17 protein-coding genes and 1 pseudogene are annotated in these 20,740 nt (G+C 39.2%); 8 read left to right on the top strand and 10 right to left on the bottom strand.

The genetic code is table 11. The features are described from left to right. Nucleotide 1: 1 nt before the first annotated feature. The 3 genes from DRF63_RS08040 to DRF63_RS08030 are packed head-to-tail and all read left to right on the top strand — an operon-like array spanning nt 2 to nt 3,381. Nucleotides 2-997, top strand: a complete 996-nt coding sequence (locus DRF63_RS08040; RefSeq protein WP_005599895.1) for a virulence RhuM family protein — start codon at nt 2-4, stop codon at nt 995-997. Continuing rightward, nucleotides 994-2,526, top strand: coding sequence for a restriction endonuclease subunit S (locus DRF63_RS08035; RefSeq protein WP_112871324.1), 1,533 nt, complete (start codon nt 994-996; stop codon nt 2,524-2,526). The genes DRF63_RS08040 and DRF63_RS08035 overlap by 4 nt, the downstream gene beginning before the upstream one ends. Before the next feature lie 51 nt (nt 2,527-2,577). Continuing rightward, on the top strand, nt 2,578-3,381 hold the full coding sequence (locus tag DRF63_RS08030; RefSeq protein ID WP_005599934.1) for a tyrosine-type recombinase/integrase: 804 nt from the start codon (nt 2,578-2,580) through the stop codon (nt 3,379-3,381). 39 nt (nt 3,382-3,420) lie between these two features. Here DRF63_RS08030 and DRF63_RS08025 read toward each other — a convergent pair whose 3' ends face one another. Next, on the bottom strand, nt 3,421-4,656 hold the full coding sequence (locus tag DRF63_RS08025) for a restriction endonuclease subunit S (protein ID WP_244191400.1): 1,236 nt from the start codon (nt 4,654-4,656) through the stop codon (nt 3,421-3,423). A 171-nt stretch (nt 4,657-4,827) separates the two neighbouring features. On the opposite strand from DRF63_RS08025, the gene gshAB reads away from it, so the two are divergent. Beyond that, nucleotides 4,828-7,101, top strand: a complete 2,274-nt coding sequence (gene gshAB, locus DRF63_RS08020) for a bifunctional glutamate--cysteine ligase GshA/glutathione synthetase GshB (protein ID WP_005598599.1) — start codon at nt 4,828-4,830, stop codon at nt 7,099-7,101. A 91-nt stretch (nt 7,102-7,192) separates the two neighbouring features. Here the strand turns inward: gshAB and DRF63_RS08015 are convergent, their stop codons facing one another. Beyond that, nucleotides 7,193-7,813: a MerR family transcriptional regulator gene (locus DRF63_RS08015; RefSeq protein WP_005619829.1), complete on the bottom strand. Its 621-nt coding sequence runs from the start codon at nt 7,811-7,813 to the stop codon at nt 7,193-7,195. A gap of 199 nt (nt 7,814-8,012) precedes the next feature. Between DRF63_RS08015 and DRF63_RS08010 the strand changes: the two genes are divergently transcribed. Then, nucleotides 8,013-9,215, top strand: a complete 1,203-nt coding sequence (locus DRF63_RS08010) for an aromatic amino acid transporter (RefSeq protein ID WP_005598603.1) — start codon at nt 8,013-8,015, stop codon at nt 9,213-9,215. 63 nt (nt 9,216-9,278) lie between these two features. Here the strand turns inward: DRF63_RS08010 and DRF63_RS08005 are convergent, their stop codons facing one another. Continuing rightward, nucleotides 9,279-9,572 carry a YfcZ/YiiS family protein gene (locus DRF63_RS08005; protein WP_005598606.1) on the bottom strand — a complete coding sequence of 98 codons (294 nt, stop codon included), beginning with the start codon at nt 9,570-9,572 and terminating at the stop codon, nt 9,279-9,281. A gap of 134 nt (nt 9,573-9,706) precedes the next feature. Here DRF63_RS08005 and DRF63_RS08000 point away from each other — a divergent pair, with 134 nt between their 5' ends. Further along, the gene (locus DRF63_RS08000; protein ID WP_043991883.1) at nt 9,707-10,609 is read left to right on the top strand and encodes an aldo/keto reductase; all 903 of its coding nucleotides are present in this window, start codon (nt 9,707-9,709) and stop codon (nt 10,607-10,609) included. A gap of 62 nt (nt 10,610-10,671) precedes the next feature. Here the strand turns inward: DRF63_RS08000 and DRF63_RS07995 are convergent, their stop codons facing one another. The 3 genes and pseudogenes from DRF63_RS07995 to DRF63_RS07985 form a co-directional block, all read right to left on the bottom strand. After that, entirely contained in the window at nt 10,672-12,447 is a 1,776-nt protein-coding gene (locus tag DRF63_RS07995) for an AMP-dependent synthetase/ligase (RefSeq protein WP_005598611.1), read from the bottom strand. A 180-nt stretch (nt 12,448-12,627) separates the two neighbouring features. Then, nucleotides 12,628-14,042: pseudogene (locus DRF63_RS07990) on the bottom strand (malate:quinone oxidoreductase). Nucleotides 14,043-14,149: 107 nt separating this feature from the next. Continuing rightward, nucleotides 14,150-14,563: a hypothetical protein gene (locus DRF63_RS07985; protein WP_005598615.1), complete on the bottom strand. Its 414-nt coding sequence runs from the start codon at nt 14,561-14,563 to the stop codon at nt 14,150-14,152. A 219-nt stretch (nt 14,564-14,782) separates the two neighbouring features. Between DRF63_RS07985 and DRF63_RS07980 the strand changes: the two genes are divergently transcribed. Next, nucleotides 14,783-15,124, top strand: a complete 342-nt coding sequence (locus DRF63_RS07980; protein WP_005598617.1) for a glycine zipper 2TM domain-containing protein — start codon at nt 14,783-14,785, stop codon at nt 15,122-15,124. Nucleotides 15,125-15,165: 41 nt separating this feature from the next. Beyond that, complete coding sequence (locus DRF63_RS07975) at nt 15,166-15,591, top strand: PACE efflux transporter (protein WP_005598619.1); 426 nt, start codon at nt 15,166-15,168, stop codon at nt 15,589-15,591. Nucleotides 15,592-15,661: 70 nt separating this feature from the next. On the opposite strand, the gene mglC is transcribed toward DRF63_RS07975, so the two are convergent. The 4 genes from mglC to ompA form a co-directional block, all read right to left on the bottom strand. Beyond that, nucleotides 15,662-16,672, bottom strand: coding sequence for a galactose/methyl galactoside ABC transporter permease MglC (mglC, locus tag DRF63_RS07970; RefSeq protein WP_005598621.1), 1,011 nt, complete (start codon nt 16,670-16,672; stop codon nt 15,662-15,664). Between the two features lie 16 nt (nt 16,673-16,688). Next, nucleotides 16,689-18,188 (bottom strand): galactose/methyl galactoside ABC transporter ATP-binding protein MglA, encoded by a 1,500-nt coding sequence (mglA, locus tag DRF63_RS07965; RefSeq protein WP_005610576.1) that lies wholly within the window; start codon nt 18,186-18,188, stop codon nt 16,689-16,691. Between the two features lie 62 nt (nt 18,189-18,250). Next, nucleotides 18,251-19,243, bottom strand: a complete 993-nt coding sequence (gene mglB, locus DRF63_RS07960; RefSeq protein ID WP_005598626.1) for a galactose/glucose ABC transporter substrate-binding protein MglB — start codon at nt 19,241-19,243, stop codon at nt 18,251-18,253. Between the two features lie 253 nt (nt 19,244-19,496). Further along, nucleotides 19,497-20,606, bottom strand: a complete 1,110-nt coding sequence (ompA, locus tag DRF63_RS07955) for a porin OmpA (protein WP_005598628.1) — start codon at nt 20,604-20,606, stop codon at nt 19,497-19,499. Nucleotides 20,607-20,740: the final 134 nt, after the last annotated feature.

Here is a 20,740-nt window from a genome sequence, read left to right as displayed (position 1 = left end):
AATGTCTGATTTAATCATTTACAACACTGAAGACGGCAAAAGTAAAGTCTCACTTTTTGTTGCAGAAAATGAAGTTTGGATAACCCAAAATCAGCTTGCTGAACTTTTTGACACCTCTGTACGAAATATATCCGAACATATCAAAAATATATTTAATGACAATGAGTTAGATGACGCTTCAGTTATGAAGGATTTTTTCATAACTGCTACTGATGGCAAAAATTACAGTGTAAAGCACTATGCTTTAGCAATGATTTTAGCTATTGGTTTTCGTGTGCGTAGCCCACGAGGTGTGCAATTTAGACGTTGGGCAAACAGTAGTTTACGCACTTATTTAGAAAAAGGATTTTTAATGGACGATGAACGTCTGAAAAATCCGAACGGACGAGTTGATCACTTTGATGAATTACTGGAACGAATCCGAGATATTCGAGCCAGCGAAATGCGTTTTTATCAAAAAGTGCGAGAGTTATTCAAATTATCTAGTGATTATGATGTCACCGACAAAGCCACCGAAATGTTCTTTGCTGAAGCACAAAATAAACTGATTTACGCTGTTACCCAACAAACCGCAGCAGAACTCATCTGTAACCGTGCAAATGCGGAATTACCAAATATGGGGCTAACCACTTGGAGTGGCGAGAGAGTGTTGAAAGCAGACATTATCGTTTCAAAAAATTATCTCAATGAAGACGAAATTGATACGCTCAACCGCCTAACGGTCATCTTCCTAGAAAGTGCGGAGCTAAGAGCTAAAAATCGCCAAGATTTAACCCTACGCTTTTGGCAAAACCGTATTGATAGCATTATTGAAGATAATGGTTTTCCTGTGCTGGCGGATAAAGGCAATAAAAGCCGCCAACAAATGAAAGAATTTACTGATGAACAGTATGCCCTTTTTAAACAAAAGAGACGTGAAATACTCGCATTAAATGCCGAACAAGATGACTTAAATACCCTTGAAGCAATCGGAAAAAAGGTTAAACAAACACGATGAAAGCTCAACAACTCAAAAATGCGATTTTACAGCTCGCTATTCAAGGCAAGCTCGTGCCACAAGATCCAACTGATGAACCTGCTTCGGTCTTGCTTGAAAAAATTAAGCAAAAAAAAGATCGCTTGATTGCGGAAGGCAAAATCAAAAAAAGCAAAAAAACTTCCGATAAAACCCCTTCTACCACGGAACAAGATTTCCCCTTTGAAATTCCTGAGAGTTGGGTGTGGGTGAGGTTAGAAGATGTTTGTCAAGAAATTAGTGATATTGATCACAAAATGCCACAAGAATATAAAGGTAAAAATGGTATACCTTATATTTCCCCAAAAGATTTTTATGATAAAAACGGTATTGATTTTGCTAATGCTAAAAAAGTTAGTGAAGAAGACTATTTCTTATTATCGAAAAAATTTGCTCCTCAAAAAAATGATATTATTTTCCCAAGATATGGAACCATAGGTGTAGTAAGAATTATTGAAGAAAATATTAAATTATTGGTTTCGTATTCCTGTGCGTGCATTAGGGTTGAGTATATCAATATGCAATATGTTGTTGCTTATTTGAATTCAGAATTAGCTAAATTGGAAATAAAAAAATATACAAATAAAACTACACAACCTAATGTAGGACTAAAATCAATTAAAAAATTTATAATTCCACTCCCCCCACTAAACGAACAAAAACGTATCGTGGCGAAAATTGAAGAGTTACTGCCTTATATTGAGCAATATGCAGAAAAAGAAGAAAAATTGACCGCACTTCATCAGCAGTTTCCTGAGCAGTTGAAAAAGTCGATTTTACAGGCGGCAATTCAAGGTAAATTGACGGAACAAAATCCAAATGATGAACCTGCTTCTGCATTGATTGAGCGGATAAAAGCAGAGAAATTACGCCTAATCGCTGAGAAAAAACTGAAAAAGCCGAAAGTGATTTCAGAAATCATTATGCGTGATAATTTGCCTTATGAGATTGTTAATGGCAAAGAGCGTTGTATCGCTGATGAAGTGCCGTTTGAGATTCCTGAAAGTTGGGTTTGGGTTAGGTTGGGGGAAATTGGAGAAACTAATATAGGACTTACTTATAATCCTAGTGATGTTGCATCGGACGGAACTATTGTTTTGCGTTCTGGTAATATTCAAGATGGAAAAATTGATGTTTCATCAGACATAGTAAAAGTCAATTTAGATATTCCAGAAAATAAAAGATGCTATAAGAATGACTTGTTAATTTGTGCTAGAAATGGAAGCAAAAAATTGGTGGGGAAAGCAGCAATTATAGATAAAGATGGATATTCATTTGGAGCATTTATGGCAATATTTAGAAGCCCATTTAATAAATATATATACTATTACTTATCCTCTCCATTATTTAGAAATGATTTTGATGGGGTTAATACTACAACAATTAATCAAATCACCCAAAGTAATTTAAATAATAGATTGATTCCTTTGCCTTCACTTAATGAACAACTCCGCATTGTCGAAAAAATAGAAACTCTATTTTCCACTTTGCAAAATTTATCTCAAAAATAACCGCTTGTTCTTTTTATCATACTGGTTTTCAACCAAAACAGGAGAATCAGTATGATTATTTCTTTTCAAAAATACCTTTCTAATCAAAATTTAGCAAAAAATACCGTGTCTGCGTATTTATTTGCCGTAAAACAGTTTTATAAACTTTTCCCTGATATTACCAAATCTCATTTAAAGGAATATAAAGTATTTCTGATTGAACATTATAAACCGCAAACGGTGAATTTAAGGTTAAGAGCAATAAATTGTTATTTAGAATTTCTTAAAAAAGAAAAATGGAAATTAACTTTTGTCAAAGTTCAGCAAAAGCCGTTTTTAGAAAATGTAATTAGTGAAGCTGATTATCATTATTTTAAGCAAAGGCTAAAAGAAGATAATGAATTATACTGGTATTTTGTTATTCGTTTTATGGCAGCAACTGGAGCAAGGGTTAGTGAGCTAATCCAAATCAAAGTAGAACATATCAATATAGGTTATTTAGATCTTTATTCCAAAGGCGGAAAATTAAGACGAATTTATATTCCGTTAGCTTTACAGCAAGAAAGCCGAGAATGGTTAGATAAAACTAATAAATTATCAGGATTTATTTTCTTAAATAAATATGGAGAAAGAATTACAACTCGTGGTATTGCCAGCCAATTAAAAATTCTTGCCAAACGATATAAACTTGAACCAAAAGTAGTTTATCCACACTCTTTTCGCCATCGTTTTGCAAAAAGTTTTCTGGAAAGGTTTAACGATATTGCTTTTTTAGCCGATCTTATGGGACACGAAAGTATTGAAACCACAAGGATTTATTTAAGAAAAACAGCCACAGAACAACAGGCAATTATCAATAAAATCATTGATTGGTAAAAAAGAAATATCCCCTTTTAAAAGGGGATATTTAAGCGGTTATTTTTGCGATAAATTTTGCAAAGTAGAAAATAACGTTTCTATTTTTTCGACAATGCGGATTTGCTCATTTAACGGTGGAATAGGAATGATTGTATTATCTATAATATCTTTACTAATAGCTTTGAATGTGCTACCAGTCGATTTTCTTTCGTAATAATTTTTATAGCAAAAAAGAGCGTAATATAAAAATATAGTATTTACATATATAGACTCTATAGATGCCAATCCTCTTCCTATACACAACTCTCGATTTGTTATATTAACTATTCCAACAGGTGCTCTCACACATAATAAAATACTATTTGGAGTAGCTAGCTTATTTGGTAGTGAACAATATATATCAGAACTTTCAATTATATATTCTGAAAAAAAACTTTTTCCTTGATGAAATTCAATACCTTCTTTTCCAAGATATTTATTATCCGGAGACTGCCCCATAGTGATTTTAGATATTTCAGATAATCTCACCCAAACCCAACTTTCAGGAATCTCAAACGGCACTTCATCAGCGATACAACGCTCTTTGCCATTAACAATCTCATAAGGCAAATTATCACGCATAATGATTTCTGAAATCACTTTCGGCTTTTTCAGTTTTTTCTCAGCGATTAGGCGTAATTTCTCTGCTTTTATCCGCTCAATCAATGCAGAAGCAGGTTCATCATTTGGATTTTGTTCCGTCAATTTGCCTTGAATTGCCGCCTGTAAAATCGACTTTTTCAACTGCTCAGGAAACTGCTGATGAAGTGCGGTCAATTTTTCTTCTTTTTCTGCGTATTGCTCAATATAAGGCAGTAACTCTTCAATTTTCGCCACGATACGTTTTTGTTCGTTTAGTGGGGGGAGTGGGATTAAAACATCATTAATTTTATTTACTGCTAATCCTGGCTGTGCCGTAGCAGTAGCATATTGATTTAAATTTAATTGAATAAGAAAATAATTTGCCCATAGAGTATCGGTATTTGAAAATGTTTCTACAACAACAGCGTGTTCTGTAGAATAAAACTTACCTTCTGCAAAATTGATATTTCCACATAATGCACCTTGACGACCAATTATTGGGAATTTACCTTCTCGATTATAAGTTTTAACAAATCCCCTTAAACCATTTCCACCATAACAGGGATATAAACTTTCCTTATATTCTCCATAAATTTCTGAAGCAGAAATAAACCTTCCAGCTTGTAAATGAAAAATATCTTCTAACCTCACCCACACCCAACTCTCAGGAATTTCAAAGGGGAAATCTTGTTCCGTGGTAGAAGGGGTTTTATCGGAAGATCATTGTATTTTTTATAACCAAATCATCTACCACCTTATCAATCGGCTATAAAACCAATCAAAAAAGTATGTTATTTTAGGGACGGGACTACGTCTAACGCATTTGTCGCGAAAGGGAAAGCTATGAAATTACAACAACTGATTAAAACTCATCACCTTGGTTTACTATTTCAACAAGGTAAATTTGGCATCGAAAAAGAAAGCCAACGCATTGATAATAAAGGGAATATTGTTACTACCGCCCATCCTAGCGTTTTTGGTAACCGCAGTTATCATCCGTATATTCAAACCGATTTTGCAGAAAGTCAGTTAGAACTTATCACACCACCAAACGATACATTGGAAGACACATATCGTTGGCTATCGGCTATTCACGAGGTAACGTTACGTTCGTTGCCCGATGATGAATATATTTTCCCATTCAGCATGCCTGCCGGTTTACCGCCGGAATTCGAAATCAAAGAAGCACAATTAGATAACGAATGGGACGTGAAATATCGTGAACACCTTTCTGCCATTTATGGCAAATACAAGCAAATGGTGAGCGGTATTCACTATAATTTCCAAATTTCCGAAGAATTTGTCGAAAGCACATTTGCATTACAAACGGAATACCGCGATAAAATTGCGTTCCGCAATGCGCTATATATGAAATTAGCCAATAACTTTTTACGTTATCAATGGATTTTAGTTTATTTGCTTGCCGCAACCCCAACTGTAGAAGCGCAATATTTCGGTAAAAACTCACCGCTTGCAGAAGGGCAATTAGTACGTAGTTTACGTTCCGGCCCTTATGGTTATGTAAATGCGCCACATATTGTGATCAACCACGACAGCTTGCAACAATATGTCGAGTCGCTAGAACATTTTGTAGCAACCGGCGATTTGTTGGCAGAAAAAGAATTCTATTCAAACGTTCGTTTACGTGGTGCGAAAAAAGCACGCGAATTGCTTGAGAAAGGGGTTAAATATGCGGAATTCCGTTTATTTGATCTTAATCCGTTCTCGCCTTACGGTATCGAGCTTGCAGACGCGAAATTTATTCATCTGTTCTTACTTGCGATGTTGTGGATGGATGAAACAAGCGGTCAAAGAGAAGTCGAAATCGGCACACAAAAACTATACCAAGTTGCCCTTGAAGATCCTCGTTCGCACACTGCGTTCCAAGCAGAGGGTGAGGCGATCCTTAACCTGATGCTGGCAATGCTGGACGATCTTTCTGTACCACAAAACGAGAAAGATTTATTACAACAAAAACTGGCACAATTTGCCGATCCTAGTCAAACGGTAAACGGTCGTTTATTAGCCGCAGTTGAACAAGCCGGCAGCTATAAAGCTCTCGGTGCACAACTTGCTCAACAATATAAAGCGCAAGCATTCGAGCGTTTTTATGCGATTTCCGCTTTCGATAATATGGAGCTTTCTACACAGGCTTTGTTATTTGATGCGATCCAACAAGGCTTACAGATCGAATTGCTTGATGAAAACGATCAGTTCCTCGCACTCAAATTCGGCGATCATCTCGAATATGTGAAAAACGGCAATATGACCAGCCACGATCAGTATATTTCGCCATTAATTATGGAAAACAAAGTCGTAACCAAAAAAGTGTTGGCGAAAGCCGGTTTTAATGTGCCGAAAAGTGTTGAATTTACCTCTGTAGAACAAGCGGTGGCACACTATCCGTTATTTGAAGGTAAAGCGGTGGTAATTAAGCCGAAATCAACTAATTACGGCTTAGGTATTACAATTTTCCAGCAAGGCGTGACGGATAAAGCCGACTTTGCCAAAGCGATTGAAATTGCGTTCCGTGAAGATAAAGAAGTGATGGTGGAAGACTATTTAGTCGGCACCGAATACCGTTTCTTTGTGTTAGGCGATGAAACACTGGCGGTATTGTTACGTGTGCCGGCAAATGTGAAAGGTGACTGCATACATACAGTGCGTGAATTGGTGGAAGCGAAAAACAGTGATCCGCTACGAGGTGACGGCTCTCGTTCACCATTGAAGAAAATCGCCCTCGGTGACATTGAATTGCTTCAGCTTAAAGAGCAAGGTTTAACGCCTGATTCGATTCCGGCTGACGGGCAAATCGTACAATTACGTGCCAACTCTAATATTAGTACCGGCGGCGATTCAATCGATATGACCGATCAAATGCATGACAGTTATAAACAATTAGCGGTCGGTATTGCCAAAGAGATGGGGGCAAAAGTCTGCGGTGTGGATTTAATCATTCCGGATTTAACCAAAGCCGCCGAGCCGTCTCTGCGTTCATGGGGTGTGATTGAAGCAAACTTTAATCCGATGATGATGATGCATATTTTCCCTTACCAAGGAAAATCTCGCCGCTTAACCAAAGCCGTGTTAAAAATGCTGTTCCCAGAACTGCCTTAATCAAAAATCAAGCGGTCAAATTTGCAGAAAATTTTGCAAATTCGACCGCTTGTAACATGATAGATATCGCTAAAATAGTGAAAAGTAAGGGTTAATACTTTACTAATTGCGAATTTAAGATATACGGCTTTAATAACAATAAAATATTGAAAAAGTGTTTCAAACGTTCTTCTTGCCCTTCTTCTTGCATCAGAATTTCTCCGCCGATTGACATTTCTTGACGCGCTAAATTTTTCGCCGCTTCCGCATAACTTTCTAATAATTGGAATTCCTGCACATCACATTGGCTAAGAATAGCCAACATATCACGATCTTTTTCACTAAACTTCCCATTCGTCGGATTCATTAAGCCCATTTCTACAAATTCATCTAGCTCAACTTCAGTAATACCGAATTCTGAACAAATTTCACTCGCTAATAAATGTGCATCTTCCATACCATTTAGAATATCTAATGATCCCATTAAGCTTTTATAGGGATTATTCAACTCAAAATCCGGCTGGGCAAATACGGTTTTGATCTGTGAAATCGTTGCGTTGAAATTCGTTTGAAGATATTTAATAAATTCAATTAATTGGATATTGCTTTCATCATATAAATGAAAGTTCGGCTTGTCTTTCAACGGCTCCGGTAATAACCCCTCTTTAATGTAATAAAGAATGGTTGATTTAGGTGTGTTAGTTAATTTGGAAAGATCGTTCATCTTCAGCATAATAAGTTCCTTTGGATCCAATTTCGGATCTATTTTAGACAATCTATTCAAAAGCGTAAAGTTTTAGTATTCACTATTTAGATAAAAATAGCGTTTTACGATGATAAAAATACTCTTTTTCTCTATAAGACTATTTTTTAATAAGTTAGTTTATGGCAGAATACTATTACTTTAATGTACTACTTCAATAGGATATTTTATGAAAAAACAGCCAACACTTTTTGGTGGCGCTTGTATCATCGCAGGTGTTTGCGTAGGAGCAGGTATGCTTGGACTCCCGACTTCCGGTGCGGGGGCTTGGACAATGTGGTCTATTCTTGCACTGGCTTTCACCATGATTGTGATGACATTTTCCGGCTGGTTATTACTTGATGTCTATAAAAACTACGATCTACGAGCTTCATTCAATACCGTTACCAAAGACTTATTAGGTAATAAAATTAATGCGTTAAATAACCTTGCGGTCTATTTTGTCGGCGGGATTTTACTTTACGCTTACACGACCGCTTCCGGTGGAATTTTAGAGAACCTAACCAAGTCAGCGATTGATTTCGGTGAATTCGGATCTCGTATCTGGTCTGTGCTATTCGTGCTGGTTTTCTCGTTCTTTGTATGGCACTCTACTCGATTAGTTGATCGCATTTCTGTGTTATTAATTATTTTTATGGCACTTTCTTTTACGTTCAGTATCTCGGGCTTAGTCAGCAATATTGATAGCAATATTTTGTTCGATCAGCAAAATGAGAACGGAGAATACGCCAAATATGCATTAGCGATGTTGCCGGTTGCGTTAACCTCTTTCGGTTACCATCATTCCGTCTCTTCAATGCGTGCTTATTACGGTGAGGTGAAGAAAGCGAAATATGCGATTGCCGGTGGTACACTTATTGCTTTAGTACTTTATTTACTTTGGGTAATCAGCATTTTCGGCAATTTACCACGCGCGCAATTCGCACCGGTTATCGCAAGTAACGGTGATTTAGACGTATTATTAAATACGATTGGTGAAGTAGTGCAATCACCGTATGTGAAACAAGCGATCAACGCATTTTCTATGGCGGCAATTCTGTCTTCTTTTATCGGGGTGGGGCTAGGTACATTTGATTTCTTGGCGGATTTCTTCAAATTTGACAACAGCAAATCAGGCAGAAGCAAAGCATGGGCGGTGACTTTCTTACCTCCGCTAGTATTCTCATTGCTTTCGCCGCTCGGTTTCTTAAAAGCGATTGGTTATGCAGGTGCGGTGGCAACCCTTTGGACTTGTATGATTCCAGCGTTATTAGCCTATAAAGCGAAAAAAGGTAACCTCTTTATGATTGGATTGGTATTCTTATTCGGTGTTTGTACTGCGGTGTTCCATTTCCTTTCAATGTACGAAATGTTACCAATGTTTAAAGGCTAACCCTTTATTTCTAACCACAGAAAACAAAAAATAAGGGGCAACCAATATTGCCCCTTTGTCTTTTTATCTGACCGCCATTTGGAATAATACCACTTCCGCCTGACAACTAAATTCAATCCGCATTTGCATTAAAAACCCATCTTCAATCGGGCTAATGCTATGCTGAATAACACAAGCCTCGGTTTCCACCGATTTTGCTTTTTCAGTGAAAAATTCGACCGCTTGCTGCGCTTGTTCTTCACTATCATACACCGCTTCAAAGGCGATTTGGCGATCGCTATTATCCAACATTGAATCGCCTTTCAGCTTACACATATTATGTGCTTCCGCCGCTTTCTGTTGCATGGTTTTGTGCATAAAATTTTCCTCTCTACCTTTAATACAAACCGAGGTTTGTGCTCCTAATTAATAAAGTTTGTGTAATAAATAGATCATAGTCTAATTAGGAGTAAAATCCAAATAACTCATCCGACTTACTCATAGGAGTGAATATGCAACATATCAATCTCAGCCCGACACTCAACTTCAGTCGTCTTATCCAAGGTTTTTGGCGTTTGGACAAATGGCAACAGACGCCGCAACAAACATTGGCTTTTATTGAACAATTATTAGCACTCGGTATTAATACCTTTGACCATGCGGCTTGTTACGGCGGTTTTACGACAGAAGAATCCTTCGGAAAAGCATTAGCGTTAAATAAATCGTTACGCGATAAAATGACCCTTGTGACCAAATGCGGCATTTTATATCCGAATAAAGCCCTACCGGAGATGAAAAGTCACCATTACGATAACAGCTATCGTCATATTATTTGGTCGGCGGAACGCTCTCTACAAAAATTACACACGGAACAACTTGATTTATTATTGATTCATCGCTTGTCGCCTTGTGCCGACCCGGAACAAATCGCGAAAGCCTTTGATCAGCTTTATCAAGAAGGTAAAGTCAAGAATTTCGGCGTATCCAATTACACACCGGCTAAATTCTCAATGTTGCAATCTTATGTGAAGCAGCCGTTAGTGACCAACCAAATTGAAATTTCGCCGTTACATTTAAAACCGTTCGATGACGGCAGTTTAGATTTCTTGCTGGAAAAACGGATTAAACCGATGGCATGGTCGCCGTTTGCCGGCGGGCGTTTATTTGATCCGTTGGACGAACGAGGTGCAAGAGTTTCTCAAGCCTTACTGGAAATTGGTGAACAAAAAGGCGAGAGCCGTTTAGAAGTATTGGCATTAGCGTGGTTATTAGCCCATCCGGCAAAAATTATGCCGATTTTAGGTTCGGGCAAAATTGAACGAGTGCGTACCGCAACCGAAGCGCTACAGGTATCGTTTAGCGAAGAAGAATGGATTAAGGTTTATGTTGCTGCTCAAGGCTTCGATATTCCGTAGATAACTAAGATAAGCAAGCGGTCGAATTTTGTAAATTTTTAGCAAAATCCGACCGCTTGAAATTATTTATACATCGATTCAATCTGCTTACGATAGCGTTCTAAAATCACTTTACGACGTAATTTTAAGGTTGGTGTGATTTCTTCCATTTTTACGCTAAACGCTTGCGGTAACAGGGTAAATTTCTTGATTTGCTCAAAGTGTGCCAGCTCTTTTTGCAACTCGTTGATACGCTTTTCAAATAACTGCACAATTTCCGAATGTTTAACTAATTCCATACGGTCTTGATATTTGATATTCAATTGTTTCGCGTACTCTTCGAGGCTTTCAAAGCAGGGTACGATTAAAGCTGACACATATTTCTTCGCATCGGCAATAATCGCAATCTGCTCGATAAATTTATCTTTACCGATTTTACCCTCGATATATTGCGGCGCGATATATTTACCGTTCGAGGTTTTCATTAGCTCTTTGATGCGGTCGGTAATATATAAATTGCTTTGCGCATCAAATTCGCCGGCATCACCGGTTTTTAAGAAACCGTCTTCGGTAAAGGCAAGCGCGGTTTCCTCCGGACGTTTGTAATAGCCTCGCATGACCATACCGCCACGTACTAAAATCTCGTTATTTTCGCCGATTTTCACTTCGGCATTCGGCATTAAACGCCCGATTGAATTCGGTTCGAACTGCTCGTCCGCCCAACAAGAAACGGTCGCTGTGGTTTCGGTCATACCGTAACCCAATTTGATATTCACACCGATAGCTTGGAAAAATTTTCCGATTGTCGGTTCTAATTTTGCACCGCCGCACGGCATCATACGAATACGCCCGCCCAATAAAGCACGTAATTTATTTAATACCAATTTATCCGCTAATTTATAAGATAAGGTATTTTTCCGTTTTTTCTTGCCGACTGAAATCGCCCACTTAAATAACGCTCTGCGGTGAATCGGGGCTTTATTGACTTTATCCCAAATCGCACTATACATTTTTTCATATAAACGAGGAACGGCGCACATTAAAGTCGGTTTCACTTCATTTAACGCATTGCGCACTTCATTGGTATCTTCTAAATAACACACCGTTGCTCCGCGATAAAGTACATAAGCCACCCACGCCCGTTCAAAAATATGTGAAAACGGCAGGAAAGAAAGCGAAACGTCATTTTCATCAATCTTCGGCAAAGCTAAATCGTGAGCGTGCAACTGATGTGCAATATTCGCATAGTCCAACATGACCCCTTTCGGTTCGCCTGTCGTACCGGAGGTATAAATTAGAGTGAATAGATCCGAAAGATTTTTATCGGCAAGACGTTGGTTTAATTCTGTTTGCTTATCTTGAGAAGCATAAGCAATAAAATCATTCCAATTTTCCACTTTAGTATGGGCAAGCGGTCGGATTAGGCTAATTTCTTGCGATTTCATACAAACAATTTTTTCCAGTAACGGGCAGTTATCCGCTACTTCTAAAGCCGCTTCGAGCTGCTCGTGATCACCGACAAACAGAATACGAATATCCGCATGATTAAGGATAAATTCCGCCTGTTTAGCCGTATTGGTCGCATAAATCGGCACGGTTACCACACGGATTTGTAATGCGCCGAAATCTGCAATCGTCCATTGCGGCATATTGTGCGCAAAAATCGCAATTTTTTGCTGTACTTCAATACCGTGAGCTAAAAGTGCAAGGGAGAATAGATCAACGGACTGTTGGAAAGATTGCCATGAAATATCTTGCCAGATTTGTTGGGATTTATAACGTAAAGCGGTTTTGGAAGCGAACTGTTCGGCACGTCGGCGTACTTGGTCGATAAGATGATAATTCGGTTGGTTAGTCATATTAAGTTATTCGTTATTATTTCAGCTTACAACTGTTCGCTAATATAAAATGTAACGTCTTAAAATGCTAGTAATTTGTGTACAACTGTGCGCTGAAACGGCGAGTTTGCTCAAAAAGCAAGCGGTCGAATTTTCGGATAAATTTGCAAAATTTCCGAAAAATTCGACCGCTTGTATTTTCTAATTTGCTAACGCTAACACCTGATCTACACGTTGCTTAATTTGTGCATATAATTGCGGTTCGCTACGTAACACTTTTCCGTAAGAAGGCAACATTTGGGTTAATTTGGCTTGCCATTGCGGTAGCTCCGCAGCAAAGCATGAAACCAATACGTCCAACATTGCTTTTACCGAAGTTGAAGCGCCTGGCGAAGCCCCCAACAATGCGGCTAAAGAACCGTCTTCCGCACGAATTACTTCAGTACCGAAGCGCATTTCACCGCCTTTAATCACTTGCACGCGTTGTCCTGCCACCACGACGTCCCAATCTTCGTCTTTCGCATCCGGTACAAACTCACGTAAATCCGCCATACGCTGTGCTTTGGTCAGCATCGCTTGCTTCATTAAATAATGGGCAAGCGGTAGGTTTTTGATACCGGCTTTGGTTACGGAACAGAAATTAGTCGGTGTAACCGAAGTCGGCAGATCTAAAACGCTTCCCTGTTTTAAAAATTTCAGCGTAAAGCCGGCAAAAGGCCCGAATAACAGCGATTGTTTACCTTCGATAAAGCGAGTATCCAAATGAGGTACCGACATCGGCGGCGCACCCAATTTCGCTTTGCCATAAACCTTGGCATTATGTTTGGCAATCACCTCAGGATTATTACACACCATAATAAAGGTAATGCACCGCCGCCACCGCCGATAAACACGAATTTACTACGATGCACTCGCTTTTGACCTTGCTGATCCACAACGGTTAATTTCCACTCGCCGTTCGCTAAACGTTGTATATTTTTAACCCTATGATTTAAATTTAACTCCGCTTTTTGCTTCACTAAATAATCGAACAATTTTCGAGTCAGCTCGCCGAAGTTTACGTCCGTACCGTACTGAATATAACTTGCGGCTAATGTTTCGTTCGAATCTCGATTTTGCATCATCAACGGCATCCACTGCGCAAGCTGTTGATGATCTCGGCTAAACTGCATACCTTCGAACAAATGACTTTGGGCTAAACTTTGATAACGCTTTTGTAAAAACTGCGCATTTTGCTCGCCTTGTACGAAACTGATATGCGGAATACGGTGAATAAACTCTCTCGGAGCTTGGATTCTTCCCGTTTCAACCAAATAGCTCCAAAGTTGCAACGAAAGCTGGAAATCTTCACAGATTTTAACGGCACGCTCGACCGAAACTTCTCCGTCGGCTTTTTGCTCGGTATAGTTTAATTCGCATAATGCGGAATGCCCCGTGCCGGCATTATTCCATTCGTTCGAACTTTCCAAACCGACCGCCGAAAGTTTCTCGAAAATCGCAAGACTTTTTTCCGGTGCCAATTCGGTTAAAAATGCGCCGAGCGTTCCACTCATAATCCCTGCACCAATCAGCGTTACATCAGAATAACTTTCTAAAGCAGAGCTAGAATCTTGCATAATGTTCCCTTTTATTGTGTTAATTTTTTGTGAAATTATATCGTGAATAGATTAACATAAGTGTGAACAAGATCACATTTTTAGCACAATTCACTAAATTCGCTTGATTAATGATAACGCCCTTTAAAAGAATTAACCGCTGCAATCAGAAAAAATAAACCGAAAAGAAAATCGCCGAAACCGTAACTGGCGAAAAAGCAAAACATCAATATCGATTGACCCGCTAATACGTCCAATTTCTCCGGGGTCGTCGCCAACCAATATAACCATGCGCCGGCATATAGCATTTTTTCCAAACAAAAGACCACGACCAAATAAGGTACTTTCCAAAACGAGCGAGCAACCGATAGGTAAGCTAATCCCCATAAAATAATCGCAATTTGCCCTAACCATGAAAACACAATAGGGTCGTTTTCCATCAAGGTTCGATCGGTAAAGAATTGAGTAAAACCTAAAATACCGACTAAATTATAAATTCCGGCTAATATAAATCCTTGAATAGCGGATTGGCGGCTTAGCATACATACTCCTTAGTTGTATTCGTGATGATTCTTCTAAACGCTATTTTAAGCGTGAATCTTAATATAAAAATATTTTATAACAAGCTCTTCTTTCGATTCAAAATCTCGACAAGTAACGAATAAACGCAATTGTTTCGGTATGAACTATCGAACTTGGCGATAGACAACTTGTCACACAAGATAATCCTATCTATTGATCACGAATCATTTGGAGTATATATGAAATTAATTACAAAGATTTTAGCTGTCGCCTCATTATCCGTATCCCTTTCCGGACATGCCTTAACCCGTTCTCAGCATGATACCGCCGTCGGAGCGGTTATCGGCGGTGTTGCGGGCGCGGTAATGGGTAACGATATTCCCTCTACGGTTGCAGGTGCGGCATTAGGCGGAGTGGTAGGCAGTCAATGGAATGCCGGCAAACTGGAAAACGATAACCGTCATCACAAATATAGAAAAATACATCGCGACGACCGACGTAAATATCACAAAAAAGGACGAAATTTACACCGATATTATGATAACGGATGGCACAAAGGTCGCCATAAACATCGCCATTAGGTAAAATGGGACTCTTTGTCCGATATATCTAAGAAATCACTATGCCGATGAGTCGTTTAGAACGCCTTTTACATGCGTTATTATTTGAAACCTTCGCAATTCTTTTTACTCTCATCGGTATGAGTTTACTGACATCACACCAAACGGGACTACTGACCGGCACTATCGTTTCGATATCCTTAGTAGCCGTATTTTGGAATATGCTTTTTAATGCGATATTCGACCGTTTTTTCACCGCTCCTCGAGAAACAAGAAGTACGGCATTACGTATTTTTCATACGTTGGCTTTTGAAGGCGGTTTACTGATTTTCACCATTCCTTTAGTCGCTTATATGTTAAATGTAAACTGGTGGACGGCATTTGTGACGGACATCGGTATGACGCTGTTTGTTGTGGTTTATACTTTCTTCTTTAATCTGCTTTATGATCATGTCCGAGCTTGGCTGATTGCACGTAAAACAGCTTAAACGGCAATAAAAAAGCGGTACGATTTGCAAAGAATCTTGCAAAAAGCACCGCTTGGACAAGGACAATCTTTTATTTTTTCTTCGCGTATTTGAGTGAGTCAATCGCTACCGCAAGCACGATAATGCCGCCTTTAATAATGTATTGCCAGTACGGGTTTACACCGATATAGGTTAAACCGTAGTTAATTACGGTAAAGATAATTACCCCGGTCACCACACCGATAATGGTACCGACACCACCGGCAAATGAAACGCCCCCCACGACACAAGCTGCGATCGCATCCATTTCATACATAAAACCGAGGTTATTGGTTGCCGAGCCGATACGACCTGCTTCTAACATACCGCCGAATGCATAAAACACGCCGGATAACATATAAATACCCATTAAATTAAGCGGTACGTTTACCCCTGAAACACGCGCCGCTTCCGGGTTGCCGCCGATCGCAAAAATGTTTTTACCGAAACGGGTTTTATTCCAAAGCACCCACATAATTAAGGTGGCGATAATGGCATAAATGGTGATGTAAGACAGTTTAAAATCGCCGAAGCGGAAGAAACCTTGAGCGAAAGTTGAGAAACTATCGCTAAAACCGGCAATCGGTGAACCGCCCACCGCATCATAATAAAGCGAGTTAATACCGTAAACGATAATCATCGTACCCATCGTGGCGATAAACGGTGTAACGTTTAGGTAAGCAATCACAAAACCGTTTAATAAGCCGATAACCGCACCAATGGCACATACGGCAAGAATCACAACCGGAATCGGAATTTCAGCTAAATTCGGGAACACGCGGTTCATATTTTCCATAGATTGCATTAAGGTTGCGGTAATTACCGCTGCCAGTCCCACCTGACGACCGGCGGATAAGTCGGTACCTTGCGTGACGATTAAACCGGCAACCCCTAGTGCGATAATTAAACGCACGGAAGATTGCGATAAGATGTTACTGAAGTTACGTAAACTTAAGAAACTCGGGTCTTGTACGATAATAATGATTAATAAAATTAATAATACAAAATAAATCGCATTTTGCTTAAAAAAATCCATCGTGCGATTTTGCTTTAAAGCGGACATACTTCACTCCTTGCTTTTATAAATATTTTGCAGCGAGCTGCAAGATTTCTTCTTGAGAAGTTTTAGCGGTTTCAACAATGCCCGCCACTTTCCCGTTACTCATCACTAAAATTCGGTCGGTAACCCCTAATAATTCCGGCATTTCGGACGAAATCATAATGATAGCTTTATCTTTATTAGCTAAATCGAGAATTAATTGGTAAATCTCGAATTTGGCACCGATATCAATACCTCGGGTCGGTTCGTCCAACATTAAGATTTCCGGTTGAGTTAATAACCAACGCCCGATAATCACTTTTTGTTGGTTACCGCCGGAAAGCGAACCGATACTGGTTTGATGAGACGGCGTTTTTACATTCATCGCATCAATTACCCACTGGGTATCGCTTTTCATTTTTTTATTGCTGAGTAAGCCGAACTTACCTAAATAAGATTTCATATTTGAAATCAACGAGTTAAATTCGATGCTGAGATTCGCATAAATACCGGTTGAGCGGCGTTCTTCAGTAACCAGCGCAAAACCGTTATTGATTGCTTCAAACGCATTACGATTGTTTACCGCTTTGCCGTTTAAGGTAATAGTTCCGCCGGCTTTTTCACGCACACCGAAAATCGTTTCGACAATATCGGTACGTTTTGCACCGACCAAGCCGGCGATACCCAACACTTCGCCTTTACGCAATTCAAAGCTAACATCTTGAATAGACGGCTGATTTTTAGCGGTTAAATGTTCGACCACGAGTACGGTTTCTTTCGGCTTATTGGTTTTTTCCGGGAAACGTTGGGTCAGTTCACGACCTACCATCATCGAAACGATTTGTTCCATTGAGGTGTCTTTAATCGCAACCGTATTGACCCATTTACCGTCACGTAAGATTGTAATTTCGTCACAAATTTTGAAGATTTCATCCATTTTGTGCGAAATATAAATAATACCGCAACCACGATCTTTTAATTTCTGAATGATTTTAAATAAATGTTCGACTTCTTTTTCGGAAAGCGAAGAAGTCGGCTCATCCATAATCACAATTTTAGCGTTGTAGGAGAACGCTTTAGCGATTTCAATCATCTGCATTTGCGATACGGATAATTTCGCGACTTTTTCACGCGGATCGACATCAATATCCAATTCATCAAAAATCGCTTTGGTGTCACGATACATTTTATCGTGATCGACAAACGAACCTTTTAACGGATAACGTCCAAGCCAAAGGTTATCCATGACGCTTACTTGTTTTACCAGGTTCAATTCTTGGTGAACCATCGAAATCCCGTTTTCGAGCGCTTCTTTTGAAGTTTTAAAATTTACCGGTTTGCCTAAAAATAAAATTTCGCCTTCATCTTTGGCATAAATCCCGAATAAGCATTTGAGCAGGGTGGATTTACCCGCGCCGTTTTCGCCCATTAAGGCGTGTACGCTATGGGATTTTACGGTTAAGTTAGCTTTATCCAATGCTTTTACGCCGGGGAAAGACTTACTAACATTTGTCATTGTGAGCAGTACTTCACTTGTCATATCTCACTCCATAATACCGATAAAAAAGGCACGAGTAGCCTACTCGTGCCTTATCGAGTCAATTATTTTAAGAATTTTTCTAAATTATCTTTATCTACGCCAACGTAAGGAATACGTACCACACGGTTCTCAATTTTCCAATTAGTGCCTTCGCCTGCCGCTTTACCTTCAGCAAGGTTAGCCGCTAATTGTACTACCGCTTTACCTTGACCCGCACCGTCATTTAATACCGTACCGGCTAATTCGCCTTTTTTAACTAATTGTAATGCTTCAGGTAATGCGTCCACACCAAAAATCGGTAATTTACGACCGTGCGCTTTAGTTGCTTCTAACGCACCTAACGCCATACCGTCGTTATTCGAGATAATCACTTCAATATCTTTCGCTTTACCGCTTGATAACCAAGCGTCCACTTTATCTTTCGCTTGTGCCGCATCCCACAATGCCGCATCCATAAAGATTTGTTCGCTTTGGATACCTTGTGCCGCTAAGCCTTCCACTACGTATTTAGTACGCGCTTCCGCATCAGGGTGACCCGGTTCGCCTTTTAATAACGCATATTGCACTTTACCGTCTTTATTTAAGTCTAACGCCGGATTCGCTTTCCATTGTTTAGCGATTAAGTCGCCTTGGATTAAACCGGATTCTTTCGGGTCGGTACCTACATAGTAAGCCTTGTCATAGCTGGCAATCGCTTTCTCACCCGGATCTTTATTGAAGAATACGATTGGTAAATCTTCGCCTTTCGCTTTATCGATAATAGTTTTTGACGCTGAAGGGTCCACTAGGTTGATTGCTAACGCTTTTACGCCTTTAGAAAGCAAGACGTCCACTTGGTCGTTTTGAATGGATTGAGTGTTTTGCGAGTCATTCATTAATAACTTCACATCTTTAAATTGACTTGCTTCTTTGTCGATTTCTTTACGCATTAGCGCCATAAAGTTATCGTCGTATTTATAGATTGTCACACCGATACGTGTTTCGGCTTGTGCTGTGCTAATACCCGCACCTAATGCAATTGATAATGCCAATGTACTTAATACTGTTTTTTTCATAGAGTTATCCTCAAGATCCAAATGATTTAGAGATTCACTTAATATAAGTGATTACATAATAAGGATACTAAATTTATGAATAAAATACTGTGATCATTTTCACAAATCTAAAAAAATGAAGTGAATAAATCAAAAGTCACAAAGTAATTATGGAATTTTGCTTCGTATGGAGGGATATTATCAATAAAAAACCGAACTCCGTATAAACGGAATTCGGCTCTTTTATTGATTTAAGTTACTAAAACCCACTATATTACATAGCTACGTTTTTAGCACCTTGTACTTGAACTTCAACACGACGATCCGGTGCTAAGCAAGCGATTAATGCTTTACGACCTTTAACTGCATCACATGTTGCGCCGGTTACTGGGTTTGCTTCACCGTAACCTACTGCAGTTACGTTTGCAGGGTTTTGACCTTTAGAAACTAAGTAGTTAGCTACAGTTTCTGCACGGCGTTGTGAAAGTTTTAAGTTTGAAGCTTCTTTACCGATACGGTCTGTATAACCGTTAACTTGGATAGCTGGAGTTGCTAAACCTAAGTTAGCGATTTCAGTGTTAGCTGCGTCTAAAGCTGTTGCTGCTGCTGGTTTTAAGCTTGATTTACCGAAATCAAATAAAACGTCTGAGCTGAATGCGAAGTTTTTAGTTACAACTTCTGGCTCAACAACTGGTGCTACAGCGCCTTGACCGAAACGGTATGATAAACCTGCTGTTACAGAGTGGATATCAGGAGCATATTGGAAGTCCACATCTTGTGTGCCTGAACGAACTAATGCTTTATTTAAGTTACCCGCTTTGTTTAAGTATTGGTATTCAACACGTGCCGCTAATTCAGGAAGAATTGCGTACTCAACACCTGCACCTAAAATAGTTGATGCTTTTAATTTGTGGAATTTTGTTGTTGATTCGTTAGTGTTTTCCGCACCATATTTTTTATAGTCATTACGAACAACCGCAATACCTACTTTACCGTAAACGTCTAAGTCAGGTAATACTTCGTAGCTTGGTTTTAACGCTAAGTTTAAACCGTGAGCAGAGTGTTTAACTGTACGGAATTCATCTACGTTACCACGTACGCGACCGTAGTAGTCATAGCCTAATTCAGCTGCTAAACCGAAGTTATTTTGGTTTAAGATTTGGTAACCGCCGAATACACCGTAAGTTACAGAGTTACGGTTGATACCATACTTACGTGTTTTATCATTATAACGATCATCGTGACCAGATTTTAATTGGTTAACACCGTGGTGAAATGATGATTGACCAACTTTCGCACCTGCGTAGAAAGTATTTTGTTGTGGAGCTGCTTGAGCTACTGCTGCAGCCGATAATACTGCTAAAGCAACTAATGATTTTTTCATTTTGATGATCCTCTAAATTGTCATCGATTAATAAAACAAAATCACTTCAGCACCGCTTGTGGCACCAAAGTTTTGATTTAATGCTCTCGTCTCACTAGAGAAAAAAGAGAGTTAATTATCAAGGATAAAAAGCA

The organism is Actinobacillus pleuropneumoniae, from assembly GCF_003290385.1.
Classification (GTDB): Bacteria; Pseudomonadota; Gammaproteobacteria; order Enterobacterales; family Pasteurellaceae; genus Actinobacillus; species Actinobacillus lignieresii.
Note: the sequence above shows the minus strand (reverse complement) of the source record. Positions and strands in the feature narration are given on the sequence as shown.